The organism is Sphingomonas sp. BK235 (assembly GCF_004345855.1).
Lineage (GTDB): Bacteria > Pseudomonadota > Alphaproteobacteria > Sphingomonadales > Sphingomonadaceae > Sphingomonas.
In genome coordinates, this window is sequence record NZ_SLXN01000002.1 from 173,236 (window position 1) to 191,087 (window position 17,852).

The window sequence follows — 17,852 nt, forward strand, 5'->3', positions numbered from 1 at the left end:
ACGCCGCGCGCACGCGATTGGATGCGCGCTACAGCGGAGTCCCCACCACCGCGCAGCCGAGCAGCATCAGCAGCCCCGCGAAGCGATTGCTGCGGAAGCGCCGCAGCGCGCCCAACCCGTCGTCGGGGTGCAGCGTCGCCGCCTGCCAGCCGAGATGGAGCGCCACCGGGAGCAGTGCCGCGAGCGCGAGCGGGTCGGCGCGGACGTGCCAGAAGGCCGCCGCCCAGAACGCCAGCGCGATGGCGTAGCAGGCGGCGATCCCGCCGCGCACGTGCCGCCCCATCGCCAGCGCCGACGATCCGATCCCGATCAGCGCGTCGTCCTCGCGATCCTGCAGCGCGTAGATGGTGTCATAGCCGATCACCCAGAAGACCGATCCGGCGTAGAGCAGCAGCCCCGGCGCGGTGAGCCAGCCCCAGGTCTCGCTCCAGCCGACCAGCGCGGCCCAGGAGAAGACCAGCCCGAGCCACGCCTGCGGCCACCAGGTGATCCGCTTCATGAAGGGATAGGCCGCCACCGGCGCGAGCGCGGCGAGCGAGACGATCGCGGCATAGAGGTGGAGCTGGAGCAGCACCACCAGCCCGATCAGGCAGAGGAACACCAGCCACGCCCAGGCGGCGAGAAGCGACACCTGTCCGCTGGCGAGCGGGCGGTGGCGCGTGCGCGCGACGCTGGCGTCGAGCTCGCGGTCGACGATGTCATTGTAGACGCAGCCCGCACCGCGCATCGCCACGCTGCCGAGCAGCAGCCACAGCAACAGCGGCCAGCGCGTCACCGCACCCCCCGCCAGCGCCACCGACCACGCGCCGGGCCAGAACAACAGCCACCAGCCGATCGGCCGGTCGAGCCGCGCGAGCAGCGCGAGCGCGCGCGGCAGCGGCGGGAGCGCGGCGACTAGGCCGCGATGCTGGCTGTCGGGAACGATGTCGGTCACGCGCGCGCTGTAGCGCGGCTTGCCCCCGCGACGAAAGCCGTGGTTGCCGTGCGCGCGCGCCGGCGCCATGGTCGTCGGGAACGTCCCCCGCGGGAGAGGAACAATCATGGTCGCCCGGCCGGCATGACGCTGCTCGCCATCGTCGCCGTCATCGTGCTGCTGGTGCTGCTGGTGGCGCTCGCCAAGACGCCCCCGCTCGTCGCCTTCGTGATCGCCGCGCTCGCGGCCGGCGTGCTGCTGGGCGTGCCGCTCGAATCGATCCCCAAGGCGATCGAGAAGGGGATCGGTGACACGATCGGGCCGCTCGTCGTGATCGTGGTGCTCGGCGCCATGGCGGGCAAGCTCATCGCCGACAGCGGCGCGGCGCGGCGGATCGCGGACGCGCTGATCGCCTTGTTCGGTCCGTCGCGGCTGCCGCTGGCGATGGCGGCGACCGGGTTCCTGGTCGGCATACCGCTGTTCTACAATGTCGGCTTCGTGCTGATGGTGCCGCTGATCTTCTCGATCACCGCGCGCGCCAAGCTGCCGCCGGTCCATGTCGGCATGCCGCTGCTCGCGGGCCTGTCAATCGCGCACGGCTTCCTGCCGCCGCACCCCTCGCCCACCGCGCTGGTGAGCCAGCTCGGCGCCGATCTCGGCCAGACGCTGATCTACGGCCTGATCGTCGGCGTGCCGACGCTGCTGATCGCGGGGCCGCTGTTCGCGATGACGCTCAAGCGCATCGAATCACCGCCCTCGACGCTGTTCGGCACCGCGGCGGAGACGGGTCGGGCGCTGCCGGGGACTGCGGTGAGCTTCCTGTGCGCGCTGCTGCCGGTCGGGCTGATCGCGGGGACCACCGCGCTGGGCTATCTCGCGCTCTCGCCCGAGGTCGGTGCGGCGGTGCGCTTCGTCGGTAACCCCACCGTGGTGCTGCTGGTCGCGATCGCGATCGCGATGCTCGCGCTCGGCCTCGGCAACGGCCTGCCGGTGCCGAAGATGATGGAGAGTTTCGCGGGCGCGACGCGCGACATCGCGCCGATCCTGCTCATCATCGCGGGCGCGGGCGCGCTCAAGCAGGTGCTGGTGGAGAGCGGCGCCGACCGCGTCCTCGCCGCCGAACTGGCGACGCTGCCGGTACCGCCGCTGGTGCTGGGCTGGCTGCTCGCCTGCGTCATCCGCATCGCGCTCGGCTCGGCGACGGTGGCGGGGCTCACCGCGGGCGGGCTGGTCGCGCCGCTGCTCGCCACCAGCCACGCCAACCCCAATCTGATGGTGCTGGCGATCGGCGCGGGCAGCCTGATGTGCAGCCACGTCAATGATTCGGGCTTCTGGATGTTCAAGGAGTATTTCGGGCTCAGCCTGCGCGACACCTTCCGCTCCTGGTCACTGATGGAGACGCTGGTGGGGACGTTCGGGCTGGTGTTCGTGCTGCTGCTCGACGCGCTGGTCTGACCCCGGCGCGCGCGCGACTCCCCAAGGATCAGAACGCGGTGTAAGGCGCCGCGGATGATCCGGCTCACCAATCTGCGGCTGCCGCTGCGCCACGACGACCAGGCGCTGCCCGCCGCGATCCCGCCGCGGCTCGGGGTTGACCCCGCCGAGGTGCTCGACTGGCAGGTGGCGCGGCGCGGGCATGACGCGCGCGGTCGCGGGCGCATCGCGCTGGTCTATTCGGTCGACGTGACGCTGCGCGACGAGGCCGCGGTGCTGGCGCGGCTGAGCGGCGATGGCGACGTCCGCCCCGCGCCCGACACGCGCTATCGCGCGCCGGTCTCCGCGCCGCCGGGCGAGGCGCGGCAGCGGCCGGTGGTGATCGGCGCTGGCCCGTGCGGGCTGTTCGCCGCGCTGATCCTGGCGCAGGCGGGCTTCCGCCCGATCGTGCTCGAGCGCGGCAAGGTGGTGCGCGAGCGGACCAAGGACACCTGGGGTCTGTGGCGTCGCAGCGTGCTGGTGCCCGAATCGAACGTCCAGTTCGGCGAGGGCGGCGCGGGCACCTTCTCCGACGGCAAGCTCTACAGCCGGATCAAGGATCCGCGGCACCTCAACCGCAAGGTGCTGGAGGAATTCGTCGCCGCCGGCGCGCCGGCGGATATCCTCACCGAGGCGCACCCGCATATCGGCACCTTCCGGCTGGTGACGATGGTCGAGACGATGCGCGCGTCGATCGAGGCACTCGGCGGGGAGTATCGCTTCTCGACGCGGGTCGACGGGCTTCACCTCGAACCCGACGCGCAGGGGGTGCGGCGCGTGCGTGGACTACACCTCCACGACGGCTCCTATCTGGCGGCGGAGCATGTCGTGCTCGCGGTCGGGCACAGCGCGCGCGACACGTTCGCAATGCTGGTCGAGGCGGGGGTCCATGCCGAGGCCAAGCCCTTCTCGCTCGGCGTGCGGATCGAGCATCCGCAATCCTGGATCGATCGCGCGCGCTTCGGCGACGATGCCGGCCACCCGGTGCTCGGCGCCGCCGAATATCATATCTCCCACCATTGCTCGAACGGGCGGACGGTCTAAGTTTCTGCATGTGCCCGGGCGGCACCGTGGTCGCCGCCACCTCGGAGGAAGGGCGCGTCGCCACCAACGGCATGAGCCAATATTCGCGCAACGAGCGTAACGCCAATTCGGGGCTGGTCGTCGCGATCGATCCCGCGCGCGACTATCCGGGCACGCCGCTCGCGGGGATCGCGCTCCAGCGCCATTGGGAAGAACGCGCCTTCGTCGCGGGCGGAAGCGACTATTGCGCTCCGGCACAGCGCGTCGGCGACTTCCTCGACGGCCGCGCCTCCACCGCGCTGGGCAGCGTGACGCCCTCCTACCGTCCGGGCGTGACGCCGACCGATCTCGCCGCCTGCCTCCCCGATTTCGTGATCGCGGCGATGCGCGAGGCGCTGCCCGTGTTCGGGCGCCAGATCCGCGGCTACGACCATCCCGACGCCGTCATGACGGGGGTGGAAACGCGCACCTCGTCGCCGGTGCGCTTCACCCGCGGTGCCGATTTCCAGAGCCTCAACACCGCGGGACTCTATCCCGCGGGCGAGGGCGCGGGCTATGCCGGCGGCATTCTCTCCGCCGCGGTCGACGGGATCAAGGTGGCGGAGGCGGTGGCGCTGCGGATCGCCGCCTGACGCCGGGCGCCTGCGCGGCGGACTTACAACCGCCCGCTTCCTCGCTTACCTTGACCGCATGATCCCGCTCGCCCTGCTCCTCGCGCTCGCCCCTGCTCCCGCCGCCGCGGCCGACCCGCTCGCGGGTGTCTGGCGCAACGCACGCGACAGCGTGCGCATCCGCGTCGCGCCCTGTCGCGGCGCGCGCGGCATGTGCGGCACCGTGGTGAGCGCGAACGAGAAGGCGCGCGCCGACGCCGCCGCGGGCGGCACCGACCGGCTCGTCGGCACCACCTTGTTCCGCGGCTTCGAGCGCGGCGACGACGATAGCTGGGCGGGCAGCGTGTTCGTGCCCGACATCGGCAGCGAGGTCGACGGCACGCTCCGGCTCGAGGGGCGCGACACGTTGGTGGCGGAGGGCTGCCTGTTCGCCGGGTTCGGCTGTCGCGAGCAACGCTGGACCCGCGTGGCGGGGCGGTGATTCATCTCTCGGTCGCGCTGGGCCGATTCTTCGAGGCATTGTTCTACGCGATCCTGCGCGTCGCCGGGACGATCGCGCTGACCGTGATCGCACTCGCCGCGGTGGGCGCGGTGGCCTTCCTGGTGGCGCGGCTGCTGCTCGCGCGCGGGCGCCGCTGATGGTCGCCACCCCGGCCTGGCCGCCGCGCTCGACCCCGCGGCTCTACGTCGAACAGCCGCTCGCGCCCGGGACGCTCGCGTTGAGCGGACCGCCGGCGCATTATCTGATCGCGGTGATGCGCCTGCGCGTCGGCGATCCGGTGCGGCTGTTCGACGACGTCAGCGGCGAGTGGCTCGCCACCGCGGCGAGCGTCGCCAAGCGCGACCTGATGCTCGACGTCACCGACCGGCTCGCCGAACGCGAGCCGGTGCCCGACCTGTGGCTCGCCGCCGCGCCGCTCAAGAAAGGCCGGGTCGACTGGCTCGCGGAGAAGGCCTGCGAGCTGGGGGTGGCGCGGCTGGTGCCGGTGGTGACTCGCCGCACCGTCGTCGACAAGCCCAATGCCGAGCGGCTGCGCGCGCATATGATCGAGGCGGCGGAGCAATGCGGCCGCACCGCGCTGCCCGAGCTGGCGGCGATGGTGAAGCTGCCCGCGCTGCTGCGAGACTGGCCCGCCGGGCGCACGCTGTTCTTCGCCGACGAGACCGGCGGTGCTCCCGCCGCCGCGGCGATGCGCGCGCACGCGGGGCCGGCAGGGATCCTGATCGGCCCCGAAGGTGGCTTCGACGACGAGGAGCGCGCCGCCATCCGCGCGCTGCCCCAGGCGGTGGCGATCACGCTCGGCCCGCGCATCCTGCGCGCCGACACCGCCGCCGCGGCGGCGGTCGCCTTGTGGATGGCGGCCGCAGGCGATTGGTGAGCCGATGAACGAAGCCCCGCCGGCCGCGTGGCCGACGGGGCTTCTCCCCTTTACACCCTTTGTCCGCTCGCGGTCTTAGCCGAGCAGCTTCATCACGCCCTGCTGCGACTGGTTGGCCTGCGCCAGCATCGCGGTCGAGGCCTGGTTGAGGATCTGCGACTTGGCGAGCGCGGTGGTCTCGGTCGAGAAGTCGGCGTCCTCGATGCGGCTGCGCGCGTCGGTCAGGTTGGTGACGTTGGCGGTGGCGTTGTTCACCGCCGACTCGAGGCGGTTCTGCGCCGAACCCAGCGCGGCGCGCGCGCTCGAGACCTGCGCGATCGCGGTGTCATACTGGTCCAGCGTCGCGTTGTTGGCGGCGGTGGCGTCGGCGAAGCTGAGGTCGGTCACGGTCTTCAGGCCGCCCGCGGCGGTGAAGTCGACCGACTTCAGCGTGACCTTGTCGCCCGTATTGGCGCCGGTCTGGATGTCGAAGCCGGTCGCCGCGGCGGCGTCGAACAGCTTCTTGCCGTTGAACGAGGTGGTGGTGACGATCGAGCTGATCTGGTCCTTCAGCGCGGCCTGCTCGGCACGGATCGACGAGACGTCGGTCGCGGCATAGGTGCCGTTGCTCGCCTGCACCGTCAGCTCGCGCATGCGCTGCAGCATGTTCGAGACCTCGCCCAGCGCGCCTTCCGCGGTCTGCGCCATCGAGATGCCGTCGTTGGCGTTGCGGATGCCCTGGCTCATGCCACGGATCTGCGAGGTCATCGAGTTGCTGATCGCGAGGCCAGCGGCGTCATCCTTGGCCGAGTTGATGCGCTTGCCGGTCGACAGGCGCTCCATCGAGACCGACAGCGCCTTGTTCGCGCTGTTCGAGGCGGTGGTGGCGCGCAGCGCCGAGGTGTTCGAGTTGATCACGGTCATGGGAAAATCTCCATCTGCCCGGCCCGCTCGCCGCCCCCGAAACCGCAGGTGGCCGTGCCGTCATTCACTCAAACGACCGATGCGGCAGGAGATTTAGCGCTTTCGTGGGGGAACTCGCAGATCCTCCCCGCTCACGGAGAGGGGGACCGCGACGCGCAGCGGCGTGGTGGAGGGGGGCGCGCATACGAGCCGGTGCGTGAGCGGAAAGCCCCCTCCATCACTCGCTGCGCGAGCGGTCCCCCTCCCCGTGCCGGCAGGGCTATCGCATACGGCTTTGTGTCCGACCGCGGCGTTACGCCGTCCTTCCGGCCCCTTCGGCGCCGCCTGCGGCGTCGCTCAGGACAGGCTTGAGCCGGGATCCATTAGGACGGACCCAAAAGGCGGCTTGCTCTTCATCACCGTCATCCCGGCCTCGCGCCGGGATCCATGGTGCCGCGAGAGCAACGCGGGCGGCTCTCGCGGCGCGATGGATCCCGGGTCAAGCCCGGGATGACGAAACAGGTCTCACGCGCCGAACCACTACGCGACAGGCATATGCGATCGCCCTGCCCGTGCCGGGGAGGATTGCCTGCCGCTGCCCTCGTCTCCCCCGCCACAAGCGAGAACCCCCGCCAGCCGCGCTGACGGGGGTTCCGCGATGTCGCTCATCTCAACCCGGCGCCGGCCCCGCCATGTTCGGGGGCGAGGGGCCGGCGCCGGGCGTCGGCGTTTAGCCGAGCAGCTTCATCACGCCCTGCTGCGACTGGTTGGCCTGCGCCAGCATCGCGGTCGAGGCCTGGTTGAGGATCTGCGACTTCGCCAGCGCGGTGGTCTCGGTCGAGAAATCGGCGTCCTCAATGCGGCTGCGCGCGTCGGTCAGGTTGGTGACGTTGGCGGTGGCGTTGTTCACCGCCGACTCGAGGCGGTTCTGCGCCGAACCCAGCGAGGCGCGCGCCCCCGAGACCTCGGCGATCGCGTCGTCATAGTTCGCCAGCGTGGCGCTGGTGGCGGCATCGGCGAAGGTCAGCGCGGTCACGTCCTTCAGCTTCGAGCTGCCGGTGGCGGAGAAGTCGACCGACTTCAGCGTGACGGTGTCGCCGGTGTTGGCGCCGGTCTGGATCGAGAAGCCCGTCGCCGCGGTCGCGTCGAACAGCTTCTTGCCGTTGAACGACGTGGTGGTGACGATCGAGCTGATCTGGTCCTTCAGCGCCGACTGCTCGGCACGGATCGAGTCGGTGTCGGTCGACGAATAGGTGCCGTTGGCGGCCTGCACGGTCAGCTCGCGCATGCGCTGCAGCATGTTCGAGACCTCGCCGAGCGCGCCTTCCGCGGTCTGCGCCATCGAGATGCCGTCGTTCGAGTTGCGGATGCCCTGGCTCATGCCGCGGATCTGCGAGGTCATCGAGTTGCTGATCGCGAGGCCGGCGGCGTCGTCCTTCGCCGAGTTGATGCGCTTGCCGGTCGACAGGCGCTCCATCGAGACCGACAGCGCCTTGTTCGCGCTGTTCGAGGCGGTGGTGGCGCGCAGCGCCGAGGTGTTCGAGTTGATCACGGTCATGGCAAAATCTCCGTCTGCTCGGCCCGTCCCGCCGCCCCCGAATGAGCAGGTGGCCGCGCCGTCACCGCCTCAAACGACCGCCATCGCCGGACCTTTAGCGAAAAACTTCGGCCCCGATCGGCGAGCCGCCGCCGGCGCCCCGATCCCCTCCCCTACGTACGCGCGCGCGTGGCGCGGACGCTCGCGCCCCCGGAAAAAACCTGCCGGCCACCGGCAATTATACTCCGCGTTAACCACTGGCGGCGCATTCAAGCCTTCGAGATTCGAGGGATATTTCCGATGCGTTCGATCATGCCGTCAGTCAGTGTGGAGCGCGAGCACCTGACGCTCGTGTCCTCGCTGCGCGCGCAGGGCTTCGCCATCCAGCCCGCCGCCGCCCGTCCGCAGGCGGGCGTGAGCTACCTCGTCGCCGCCGGCGAGCCGATCCCGGCGCCGGCGCGCACGCTGATCGTCGGCAGCGGCGCGCGCGAGGTACTTCCCTTCCGCGACGGTCAGCCCGCGCGCATCGCCTACGGCCATGACGACGCCGCGGTCGGCAACGCCTTCGCCCGCGCGCTGATCGGCGGCCCCGAGCTGCCAACCGCCACCGACCCCGAGTCGCTCGCGCTGCTGGCACTGGCCGAGCGCGTCGCCCAGGCCGACATCACCGTGCTGATCAACGGCCCGACCGGCACCGGCAAGGAAGTGCTGGCGCGCACCATCCACCTCCAGTCCGAGCGGCGCGACGGCCCGTTCATCGCGATCAACTGCGCCGCGCTGCCCGAGACGATGCTCGAGGCGATGCTGTTCGGTCATCAGAAGGGCAGCTTCACCGGCGCCTCCTCGGGCGGCGAGGGCTTCTTCCGCGCCGCCAACGGCGGCACGCTGCTGCTCGACGAGGTCGCCGAGATGCCGCTCAACCTCCAGGCCAAGCTGCTGCGCGTGCTGCAGGAGCGCGAGGTCGTGCCGATCGGCGCGACCATGCCGCAGCCGGTCGACGTGCGCGTCATCGCCTGCGCCAACCGTGACCTCCAGGAGGAGGTGGCGGCGGGCCGCTTCCGCGCCGACCTCTACTACCGCCTGTCGGTCTTCCCGCTCACCACCAAGGCGCTGGCCGAGCGCGCGCAGGACATCCCCGCGCTCGCCGCGACGATGATCCTGCGCCACGCCGGCAACCGCGCGGTGGTGCCGTGGCCGAGCGACGAGGCGATCGCCGCGCTGGTCGCGCACGACTGGCCCGGCAACGTCCGCGAGCTCGAGAACGTAATTCAGCGCGCGCTGCTGTTCTGCGGCGGCGACACGATCGAGGCGGCGCACATCGTGTTCGACCGCCCGAGCGCGCCGCGGCTCGCGGCCGCGGCGGCGCCGGTCGACGACGCCACGCTCGGCCAGGTGGTCCAGCTCTCCGAGTTCGCCGCGATCCGCGAGACGCTGGCGGCGTGCGGCGGCAGCCGGATCGAGACCGCCAAGCGGCTCGGCATCTCCGAGCGGACGTTGCGCTACCGCCTCGCCAAGGCGCGCGAGCAGGGTGACGATCTCGCGTCCGGCACGCAGCGGGCGATCTCGGCATGAGCGCGGTGGGAGGCGTCGGCGGCATCGACCGCGTGATGGCGCTGCGCGCGCAGATCCTCGAGCGCAACGCCGCGCTGAGCCGCGCCGGTGCCGCCGCGCCGGCCGCCGCGCCGCAGAGCGCCTCGGCCAACGCGACCAGCTTCGCCGACACGATGCAGACCGCGCTCGCCAAGGTGAACGACGGCCAGCAGAAGGCCTCGGCGCTGAGCGAACAGTACGAGCGCGGCGAGACCGTCGACATCGCCAAGGTGATGCTGGCGCGCCAGGAAGCCTCGGTCGGCTTCGAGGCGACGCTGCAGGTCCGCAACAAGATCCTGTCCGCCTACAAGGACATCATGAGCATGCCGGTCTGATATGAGCAACGCTCTCACCCCCTCGCCGCAGAACCCCGCGCCGATCACCTTGGTGCCGGAGAAGTTCGCCAACCCGCTGCGCCAGATCCAGGGCGTGTTCGCGCAGCCCGCGGTGCGCCGCGCCGGCCCGATGGCGCTGATGGTCGGCCTGATCGGCGCCGCCGGCCTGGCCTGGTCGGCGCTGTCGACCCCGCCGCAGAAGGTGCTGTTCTCCGGCCTGCCCGATTCGGACAAGGCCGCGGTGACCAGCGCGCTGAGCGCCGCCAACATCACCAGCCACATCGATTCCTCGTCCGACGCGCTGACCGTCAACGAGGAGGATTTCAGCAAGGCGCGGATGCTGCTCGCCGGCCAGGGCCTGCCCAAGGCGGCGCCGGGCGGCTACGCCATCCTCGACCAGCTGCCGATGGGCGTCAGCCGCGCGGTGGAGGGCGAGCGGCTGCGCCAGGCGCGCGAGACCGAGCTCGCGCGCTCGATCCAGGAGATCGACTCGGTCGCCGAGGCGCGCGTCCACCTCGCCATGCCCGAGGCCAGCGTGTTCGTGCGCGACAATGCCGCGCCCTCGGCCTCGGTGGTGCTCAAGCTGCAGGGCGGGCGCTCGCTGAGCGACGCGCAGGTCCGCTCGATCGTCAACCTGGTCGCCTCCTCGGTGCCGGGGATGAAGCCCGACGCGGTCACCGTGGTCGACCAGCTCGGCGGTCTGCTCACCAAGTCGGGCGACGGCGCCGACGCCGCCAACGACAAGCGCATCGAGTTCCAGCGCCGCGTCGAGGACAAGTACCGCCAGCAGCTGATCCAGCTGCTGACGCCGCTGGTCGGCGCGGGCAATTTCACCGCCGAGGTGCAGGCCGACGTCAACCTCGACGAGACCAGCGCGACGCGCGAGAGCTATGACAAGGACGGCCGCCTGCGCGCCGAGACCGGCAACTGGACCGGCAACATGGCGACCGGCCAGGCGCCCGCGGGCATCCCCGGCGCGCTGAGCAACACGCCGCCGCCGGCCTCGCAGCTGTCGACGCCGCAGCCCGCCACCGGCGCGCCCGGTACGCCGCAAGCGCAGCCCGTCGCCGGCGGCCCCGCGCCCGACCCGGCCAAGCAGAGCGACTCGTTCCAGCGCGCCTATGACCTCAACAAGGAGGTCTCGGTCACCCGCGCGGCGCCGGGCAACATCAAGCGGCTGTCGGTCGCGGTGCTGCTGCGCGACCCCGAGAAGGGCAAGCGCACCGCGATGGAGATCAACCAGATCAACGATCTGGTGAAGAGCGCGGTCGGGTTCGACCAGACCCGCAACGACAATGTCACCGTGATCAGCCGCAAGTTCGCCGACGCCACCGACGCGAACGACGCGCCCAAGTGGTACGACAATGCCTGGCTGCCGGTGCTGGCGCGCAACGTCACCGCGCTGATCATCGCGCTGCTGGTGCTGCTGCTCGGCGTGCGCCCGATCGCCAAGGCGCTGATGAAGAAGCGCGAGGACGCCAGCCCCGCGGCGATCGCGGCGCAGGCCGCCACCGCGGGCACCCCGCTGCTCGGCGAGGACGGCCAGCCGCTGCTCGGCGCCGACGGGCAGCCGCTGATGAGCGACGCCGGCATCGCGGTGGCGCCGCCGGTCAGCCTCGACCAGATCGAGACCAGCCGCAGCTACGAGGAGCGGATCGGCGCGGTGCGCGGCTTCACCCGCGACAACCCCGCGCGCGCGGCGCTGGCGGTGCGTGACATGATCACCGCCGAGGCCAAGTCGTGAGCGCGGTCGCCGCCGCCCCGCGCACCTTCACCGGCGTCGAGCGCGCCGCGGTGCTGATGATGCTCGTCGGCGAGGACGAGGCCGCCGCGATCCTGCAGAAGCTGGATCCCGAGGAAGTCCGCAAGCTGGGCAGCGCGATGTTCGCGGTGGCCGACGTCAGCGAGCAGGAAGTGGAGCTGGTGCTCGACGATTTCGTCGGGCGCGCGCGCGAGCGCACCGGCATCACCTTCAACCCCGGCCCCAAGGTGGAGGCGGTGATGACGCGCGCGCTCGGCCGCGAGAAGGCCGAGAGCGTGCTGGCGCAGATCACCCCGCCCGAGGCGGTGTGCGAGATCGACCTGCTCGACTGGCTCGACGCCAGCGAGATCGCGACGATGCTCGACAAGGAGCACCCGCAGATCGCCGCGGTGCTGATCGCCAACCTCGACCCCGCGGTCGGCGGCCAGGTGCTCGAACTGCTACCCGAGGCGGTCCAGCCCGACATCCTCCACCGCATCGCCAAGCTCGGTCCGATCACCCCCGAGGCGGTCGAGACGCTGCGCACGCTGATCGCGTCGCGCGGCGGCGGCGGCAGCGGCGGCGGCCCGGTCGGCGGGCTCCAGCTCGGCGGCGCGCGCGAGGCGGCCAAGATCCTGCAGGGCGCGCGCAAGGCGACCGAGCAGCGCGTGATGCCCAAGCTGCTCAAGATGGACCGCGACATCGCGCGCCAGATCGAGGAGGCGATGTTCGTCTTCGACAACCTGCTGGAGCTCGACGACAAGTCGCTGGGCACGCTGATCCGCAACGTCGACGGCGACACGCTGACGCGCGCGCTCAAGGGCGTGGACGAGGCGGCGCGCAACCGCATCCTCGGCTGCATGTCGGCGCGCGCCGCCGACGGCATCCGCGACGACATGGAGGCGCGCGGCCCGATGAAGCTGAGCGAGGTGCTCGAGGCGCAGAAGGTGATCATCCAGATCGCGCGCAACCTCGCCAAGGACGGTACGATCAACATGGGGGCAGGTGACGACGATTATGTCTGAGGCGACGTTCGTCATCGGGCTGCCGGCACGTGCCGACGCGGCCGCCACCACGCGCGCGCGCGCGCAGTCCGAGTCCACCGGCGGCTTCACCCCGGCCGACCTGATCGCGCGGATCGAGCAGGCCTTCGGCGCCCGCCCGCCCGAGACCGCCGCGACCGCGGAGCAGCCGCGCCACTTCGCGCCGGCCGATCCGGCGAGCGACCCGACCGCGGGCTGGGACATGCTCGATCCCGCGGCGGAGCCGCTGCCCTGCCTCGAGCAGGTCGAGGCCGCGCGCGCGGAGGGCTATGAGGAAGGTTTCGCCGCGGCGACGCATGCCGCCGAGGCCGAGGCGGCGCGCGACCGCGCGCTGCTGGACGGCGTCGCCGCGCAGCTGCGCGCCGGCGGCGCGATCGACCGCGCCGCGTTGGCCGAGACGCTGCGCCGCACCGTGCTGACGCTCGTCACCGCGGTGGTGGGCGAGACCGGCGTCTCGGGTCCGCTGCTCGCCGCGCGCGTCGAGGCCGCGGTCGACCTGCTCGCCGACGCGAGCGAGTCGGCGATGCTGCGGGTCAACCCCGAGGACGTCGCGCTGCTCGCCGGGCTGCTCCCCGACACGATCTTTCCAGTCGGCGACGCCGCGGTGGCGCGCGGCAGCTTCGTCATGGAAGCGGCCTCGACGATTGTCGAGGACGGCCCCGCGCTGTGGATGGAGCAGCTGACGGCGGCGATCGAGCGCGCGGCGGTGCCGGCGTGCTGAACCGTTTCGCCGACGATTACCTCGCCACGCTGGCGGAGGCCGCGCCGCGCTTCGCCGCCAAGGTCTCGGGGCGGCTGTCGTCCTACGACGGGCTGCTGATGGAGGCGGTCGGCCTGTCGCTGCCGGTCGGCACCGTGTGCCGCATCGGCGCCGCGGGCACCGCGCAGGTCGAGGCCGAGGTGATCGGCTTCCGCAACGGCCGCACCTTGATGATGAACCTCGGCGGCCCCGCCGCGCTGCTGCCCAACGCGCCGGTGCGCCCGCTCGGCGCGCCGGGCGAGGCCGAGGTTGGCGCGGCGCTGCTGGGGCGCGTGGTCGACGGCTCGGGCGCGCCGATCGACGGGCTCGGCCCGATCCGCGGCGCCGGGCGCTGGCCGCTCGCGGGCCATATGCAGTCGCCGCTCGACCGCGGCCGCGTGCTCGCCCCGCTCGACGTCGGCGTGCGCGCGATCAACGGGCTGCTCACCGTCGGCCAAGGCCAGCGCGTCGGCATCATGGCGGGCTCGGGCGTCGGCAAATCGGTGCTGCTCGGCATGATGGTGCGCGCCGCGCAGGCCGACGTGATCGTGATCGGGCTGATCGGCGAGCGCTCGCGCGAGGTCGCCGACTTCCTCGAGACCAAGGTGGCGGGCGAGGCACGGAAGCGCGCGGTGGTCGTCGCGGTGCCCGCCAACCACTCGCCGGTGCTGCGCATCCGCGGCGCGCTGCGCGCCACCGCGATCGCGGAGGCGTTCCGCGCCGAGGGCAAGAAGGTGCTGCTGATCATCGACTCGCTCACCCGCGTCGCGCACGCCGGGCGCGAGATCGGGCTGGCATTGGGCGAGCCCGCCTCGGCACGCGGCTATCCGCCCTCGGCGATCGCGATGCTGCCCAACCTGCTGGAGCGCGCCGGCTCGGACGTGAACACCGGCGGGTCGATCACCGGCATCTACACCGTGCTGGCCGACGGCGACGACGGCAACGACCCCGTGGTCGACTCGGCGCGCTCGATCCTCGACGGCCATATCGTGCTGAGCCGCGCGATGGCGGAGCGCGCGGTCTATCCCGCGATCGACGTCTCCAAGTCAATCAGCCGCGTGATGAACGACATCGTGCCCGCCGAGCACCAGCAGGCCGCGCGCGCGCTGCGCCGCCACCTCGCCACCTATGAGGAGAATCGCGACCTCGTGCTGATGGGCGCCTATCGCTCGGGCAGCGACGCCGCGATCGACAATGCCATCGCCTATCACCCCGCGATCACCGAGTTCATCCGCCAGGAGACCTCGCAGGTGGTGCCGCTGGCCGACGCCGCGGCCGAGCTGGTCGGCGTGTTCGGCGATGGCTGACGCGGCGCGGCTCAAGCGGCTGCACCGCGTGCGCACGCTCCAGCTCGGGCTGGCGCGCGCGGACGAGGCGCGCGCGCGGGCGCAGCTGACGAGCGAGACTCAGCTGGCGCACCGCATCGGCCAGCTGGTCGACGCGGTGGCGCCGGTGCCGACCGCGGCGACGGGCGCGGTCAACCTCGCCGCCGCGGCGCATTTCCGCGAGCGGCTGCAGCGCTCGGCCGAGGCGGCGGTGAACCGCGTGCGCATGGCCGAGCAGCACGCCGAGCGCAGCGGCGAGGCCACCCGATCGGCCAGGCGCGACCAGAATGCGGTGGAGAAACTGATCGACCGCCAGCGCGCCGAGGACGTGCGCGCCGAGATGAAGGCGCTGGAGGACGCGCCCGCGCCGCTGCCGCGGCGCTGACCCCCCTGTGGCGGCGCGGGCAAGCGCCGAAGGGCGAACGAGGCGTGCCGTGCTCCTGCGGAAGCAGGAGCCCAGCGCGGCAGGCGTGACGCTCGTGGCTCTGGGCTCCTGCGTCCGCAGGAGCACTCCGCTGGTTCAAACCGGGTGGATCACAAGCTAGCGGACGCTTCGATCGCCTCGCCCGAAGCGGCTTTCGCGATCGAACGGAGCGCCGGCCGATGCGCGCCAGCGCGCTCGGCGCGTCTCCCAACGCCGCCCTTTCCGAGCCCGCCCCCGGCCGTGCTGCACCGCCGAGGCAAACCCCGACCGCCGCACAGCCGAAACGGCACGCTTCTTGCGGAGCCTCACACGCACATCCTTCACCAGCGCCCGGAGCCTGTCTTGACCACGATCGCGAGCCTGCTGCTGACCACCGCCCCGGGCGCGCTGGCGACGCCTGGCGTGTCGGTGGGCGACTCGCCCGCGGGCTCGGGCGGGCGCACCAAGCGCGCCGCGGTCGACGGCGCCTTCCTCGACCTCGTCGTCCCCGCACCCGATACCGCGCCGGGCGCGCTCGCGCCCATGGCCGCACGGCAGGAGCTTGCCGCCGCCGGCACCGCTTTGCCGGACGCCGGCGCCGATCCGGCCGGCGCTGCGGCGCTGGCCTGGCTCGCCGACGCGACCGGGATCGAGGTGCCCCCCGCTCCCCCCGCGATCACCCTGCCCGATCCTGCCGACGTCGACGCCCACGCCCCGGTCACCGCCTTGGCCTCGCGCAACGCGGCGCCGGAGCCCGTGCGGACGCTGCCGATCGGTCGCGGCGAGCGGCCGGCGCGATCGATACCGCTCGATGAGTCCGCCAGCGAGGGCAAGGAGGACGAGGAGTCGCTCGCCCTCGTGGCCGGCGCCGCGGCGAGCCCGGTCTCCAGCGTGGACCCACTCGTGCGCCCGAGCCCGGCGGCGAGCGCGCCATCGCCTCTCCCGACAGCTCCACGTGCCGCGACGCCACAGGAGAAGGTGCCGGACGTGGCCGCCGCGACGGCGCCGCAGCGTTCGCACGCGGGCAAGCCGAGTGTCGCCGTCGCGTCGCCGCTGTCCGCCACGGCCGGCGAGAAGGCGGCACCCAGCGCCAAGGCCGAGCAGACGGACATCGCGCCGCCCGTCGATGTCACGGGCGCGCCCGCGGTTGTCCCGCCGACGGCTTCCACCACACCGACGCCTGCGACATCGCGCGAAGAGCAGCAGGCAGCGGCCGCGATCGGACGCGTCGAGGGCGCCAGCCCAAGCCCGGCGACCCGACCCGCTCGCAGCCGCGCGTCGGCGCCCGGGGCGCGGCCCGAACCGGCCGTGACCGTCCCGACTCCCTCGTCAGACGCGCCCGCGGCCGCCGTTGGGGTGACGTTGCCCGCGCCCGAGGCACTCCCCACGCCGTCGCGCGGACGCTCGTCGCCCGCGCGTGACGGCGAGACCGTCGATGTCGCGGTCCCGACGTCGCCAGCTCGCGCCGCTCGAGCAGAGACGGCCGTGGCGCGCGACCGGCTCACGGCGAGCTTGGCTGGCGCTGGCCAGCCCGTTCCCACGCCACCGGCAGCGTCCGCCGCCGTCGCTGCCCCGCCCGCGGCCGACGCGATCGTGGTGCCGGTCGGCGCGACGTCGACCCTGGCTGCGGCAGCGCGGCCGATCGTCGCGGCTCGGGCGGCTGACGCGCCGGTCGCGTCGACCCCGCCGAAAGCGGGGTCGGCCATAACCGATTCGGCCGTGCTCCCCGTCGCCAAGGCGCCCGATCACCGCGCGGCTGCACAGCCGGTCCATGCGCGCGCGATCGCGGGCGGCGTATCGGCCGTGGACGCTGCACCTCAGAACGCCACCGTCCGATTCACCGACCGCATCGCGCCGGCGCCGACCGTCGTATCCACGGCCGCCGCGCAGGCCCCCGCGGCGCCGACCACGCTCGCCGCGCCGACGAACGCTGCACCGGTATCGCCGGTGATCGCGGCGTCCGCGCCCGCGCGGGTCGACGTACCCCTCGCGACCGCGGCGCCGGCACCGCTCGACGTGCCGGTGACGACGGCCGCGCCCGTCACCACCGCGACGCCCGATATGGCGGCAGCCGTGGACACGATCGCACGCGACCCTGGCGGCGCCGTCGCGGCACCTGGGCGTGACGGCGCGGCGGCGCGGAGCGCCCCGACGGCGGCGGCGCCTGCCCTCCCCGCGCAGCCCGCGATCGCGAGCGCCGCGCGCACCTTCGCGGACGCGATCCATCGCGCGATCACCGCGGAGGATCGCGCGGCGGCCGAGTCGCCCGCCGGCCCCACGCTCGCGCAGCCTGCGACCGGTGCGATCACCGCCGCCGCCGTCGCCGCGCCGCAGGCCGCCAGCCAGTCGCCGCTCGACATGACGCACCAGCGCTGGCCCGAGGCGATGATCCAGCGGATCGAGATGCTGCGCGACATGGCCGATGCCCATGACATGCGGATCCGCGTCGTCCCCGACGCGCTCGGTGCGATCGACGTGTCGCTCAAGCGCGACGGCGATACCGTCCAGGTCCAGCTCGTCGCCGAGCAGGCGCAGACCCGCGCGCTGCTCGCCGAGGCGCAGCCGCGGCTGCAGGAGATGGCCGAGCAGCGTGGCATCAAGCTCCAGCAGACCGGCGGGAACACGGCGACCGGCTCGACCGCTGGCGGATCGTCGTCCAGCCCGTCGCAACCGGGCGCGTCGTCCGCGGGCCAGTCGGCGTCCACGCCGTCGCACGGCAGCACCGCCGGCCAGCAACCCGACCGCCAGCAATCGCAGCCGCAGGCGCAGCAGCAGCGCGCCGCGCCGCCGCGTGCCCCCGTTTCCGCGCGCCGCGTCGATGACGCGGCCTCCACCGACGACCGTATCGCCTGAGATCG

General features: G+C 72.7%; 15 protein-coding genes and 1 pseudogene. 13 read left to right on the forward strand and 3 right to left on the reverse strand.

Translation table 11 applies throughout. The annotated features are described in order from the left end of the window. Positions 1-28 precede the first annotated feature (28 nt). A complete protein-coding gene (gene ubiA, locus EV292_RS06350; RefSeq protein WP_132908371.1) occupies positions 29-1,003 on the reverse strand; it encodes a 4-hydroxybenzoate octaprenyltransferase in 975 nt (324 codons plus the stop codon). A gap of 54 nt (positions 1,004-1,057) precedes the next feature. Here ubiA and EV292_RS06355 point away from each other — a divergent pair, with 54 nt between their 5' ends. From EV292_RS06355 to EV292_RS06375, 5 genes and pseudogenes are all read left to right on the forward strand, one after another. Then, positions 1,058-2,368 carry a gluconate:H+ symporter gene (locus EV292_RS06355; protein ID WP_132908372.1) on the forward strand — a complete coding sequence of 437 codons (1,311 nt, stop codon included), beginning with the start codon at positions 1,058-1,060 and terminating at the stop codon, positions 2,366-2,368. A gap of 54 nt (positions 2,369-2,422) precedes the next feature. Next, positions 2,423-4,041 (forward strand): annotated as a pseudogene (locus EV292_RS06360) (NAD(P)/FAD-dependent oxidoreductase). A gap of 58 nt (positions 4,042-4,099) precedes the next feature. Beyond that, a complete protein-coding gene (locus EV292_RS06365) occupies positions 4,100-4,501 on the forward strand; it encodes a DUF2147 domain-containing protein (RefSeq protein WP_132908373.1) in 402 nt (133 codons plus the stop codon). Next, positions 4,498-4,659 (forward strand): hypothetical protein, encoded by a 162-nt coding sequence (locus tag EV292_RS06370; protein WP_207913365.1) that lies wholly within the window; start codon positions 4,498-4,500, stop codon positions 4,657-4,659. The genes EV292_RS06365 and EV292_RS06370 overlap by 4 nt, the downstream gene beginning before the upstream one ends. Beyond that, positions 4,659-5,399 (forward strand): 16S rRNA (uracil(1498)-N(3))-methyltransferase, encoded by a 741-nt coding sequence (locus tag EV292_RS06375; RefSeq protein WP_132908375.1) that lies wholly within the window; start codon positions 4,659-4,661, stop codon positions 5,397-5,399. Before EV292_RS06370 ends, EV292_RS06375 begins: the two co-directional genes overlap by 1 nt. A gap of 75 nt (positions 5,400-5,474) precedes the next feature. Here EV292_RS06375 and EV292_RS06380 read toward each other — a convergent pair whose 3' ends face one another. Continuing rightward, positions 5,475-6,302 (reverse strand): flagellin, encoded by an 828-nt coding sequence (locus EV292_RS06380; protein ID WP_132908376.1) that lies wholly within the window; start codon positions 6,300-6,302, stop codon positions 5,475-5,477. Between the two features lie 709 nt (positions 6,303-7,011). Further along, complete coding sequence (locus EV292_RS06385; protein WP_132908377.1) at positions 7,012-7,839, reverse strand: flagellin; 828 nt, start codon at positions 7,837-7,839, stop codon at positions 7,012-7,014. Between the two features lie 279 nt (positions 7,840-8,118). On the opposite strand from EV292_RS06385, the gene EV292_RS06390 reads away from it, so the two are divergent. The 8 genes from EV292_RS06390 to EV292_RS22530 all read left to right on the forward strand — a co-directional run bounded on the left by EV292_RS06390 (position 8,119) and on the right by EV292_RS22530 (position 17,847). Beyond that, the gene (locus EV292_RS06390; protein ID WP_132908378.1) at positions 8,119-9,390 is read left to right on the forward strand and encodes a sigma 54-interacting transcriptional regulator; all 1,272 of its coding nucleotides are present in this window, start codon (positions 8,119-8,121) and stop codon (positions 9,388-9,390) included. Continuing rightward, positions 9,387-9,743, forward strand: coding sequence for a flagellar hook-basal body complex protein FliE (gene fliE, locus EV292_RS06395; RefSeq protein ID WP_132908379.1), 357 nt, complete (start codon positions 9,387-9,389; stop codon positions 9,741-9,743). Before EV292_RS06390 ends, fliE begins: the two co-directional genes overlap by 4 nt. Before the next feature lies 1 nt (position 9,744). Then, the gene (fliF, locus tag EV292_RS06400) at positions 9,745-11,487 is read left to right on the forward strand and encodes a flagellar basal-body MS-ring/collar protein FliF (protein WP_132908380.1); all 1,743 of its coding nucleotides are present in this window, start codon (positions 9,745-9,747) and stop codon (positions 11,485-11,487) included. Then, positions 11,484-12,509 (forward strand): flagellar motor switch protein FliG, encoded by a 1,026-nt coding sequence (gene fliG / locus EV292_RS06405; RefSeq protein ID WP_279432404.1) that lies wholly within the window; start codon positions 11,484-11,486, stop codon positions 12,507-12,509. Before fliF ends, fliG begins: the two co-directional genes overlap by 4 nt. Beyond that, entirely contained in the window at positions 12,502-13,248 is a 747-nt protein-coding gene (locus tag EV292_RS06410) for a flagellar biosynthesis protein FliH (RefSeq protein ID WP_132908381.1), read from the forward strand. The genes fliG and EV292_RS06410 overlap by 8 nt, the downstream gene beginning before the upstream one ends. Then, positions 13,242-14,573 carry a FliI/YscN family ATPase gene (locus tag EV292_RS06415; RefSeq protein ID WP_132908382.1) on the forward strand — a complete coding sequence of 444 codons (1,332 nt, stop codon included), beginning with the start codon at positions 13,242-13,244 and terminating at the stop codon, positions 14,571-14,573. The genes EV292_RS06410 and EV292_RS06415 overlap by 7 nt, the downstream gene beginning before the upstream one ends. Next, a complete protein-coding gene (locus tag EV292_RS06420) occupies positions 14,566-14,976 on the forward strand; it encodes a hypothetical protein (protein WP_132908383.1) in 411 nt (136 codons plus the stop codon). Before EV292_RS06415 ends, EV292_RS06420 begins: the two co-directional genes overlap by 8 nt. 381 nt (positions 14,977-15,357) lie before the next feature. Next, positions 15,358-17,847 carry a flagellar hook-length control protein FliK gene (locus EV292_RS22530; protein WP_165927037.1) on the forward strand — a complete coding sequence of 830 codons (2,490 nt, stop codon included), beginning with the start codon at positions 15,358-15,360 and terminating at the stop codon, positions 17,845-17,847. The last annotated feature ends 5 nt before the right edge of the window (positions 17,848-17,852 follow it).

Excerpts from the sequence above, each read along its gene's own strand:
- ubiA (WP_132908371.1), bottom strand. The coding sequence starts at position 1,003 with ATGGCGCCGGCGCGCGCGCACGGCAACCACGGCTTTCGTCGCGGGGGC.
- EV292_RS06355 (WP_132908372.1), top strand. The coding sequence starts at position 1,058 with ATGACGCTGCTCGCCATCGTCGCCGTCATCGTGCTGCTGGTGCTGCTG.
- EV292_RS06365 (WP_132908373.1), top strand. The coding sequence starts at position 4,100 with ATGATCCCGCTCGCCCTGCTCCTCGCGCTCGCCCCTGCTCCCGCCGCC.
- EV292_RS06375 (WP_132908375.1), top strand. The coding sequence starts at position 4,659 with ATGGTCGCCACCCCGGCCTGGCCGCCGCGCTCGACCCCGCGGCTCTAC.
- EV292_RS06380 (WP_132908376.1), bottom strand. The coding sequence starts at position 6,302 with ATGACCGTGATCAACTCGAACACCTCGGCGCTGCGCGCCACCACCGCC.
- EV292_RS06385 (WP_132908377.1), bottom strand. The coding sequence starts at position 7,839 with ATGACCGTGATCAACTCGAACACCTCGGCGCTGCGCGCCACCACCGCC.
- EV292_RS06390 (WP_132908378.1), top strand. The coding sequence starts at position 8,119 with ATGCGTTCGATCATGCCGTCAGTCAGTGTGGAGCGCGAGCACCTGACG.
- fliE (WP_132908379.1), top strand. The coding sequence starts at position 9,387 with ATGAGCGCGGTGGGAGGCGTCGGCGGCATCGACCGCGTGATGGCGCTG.
- fliF (WP_132908380.1), top strand. The coding sequence starts at position 9,745 with ATGAGCAACGCTCTCACCCCCTCGCCGCAGAACCCCGCGCCGATCACC.
- EV292_RS06410 (WP_132908381.1), top strand. The coding sequence starts at position 12,502 with ATGTCTGAGGCGACGTTCGTCATCGGGCTGCCGGCACGTGCCGACGCG.
- EV292_RS06420 (WP_132908383.1), top strand. The coding sequence starts at position 14,566 with ATGGCTGACGCGGCGCGGCTCAAGCGGCTGCACCGCGTGCGCACGCTC.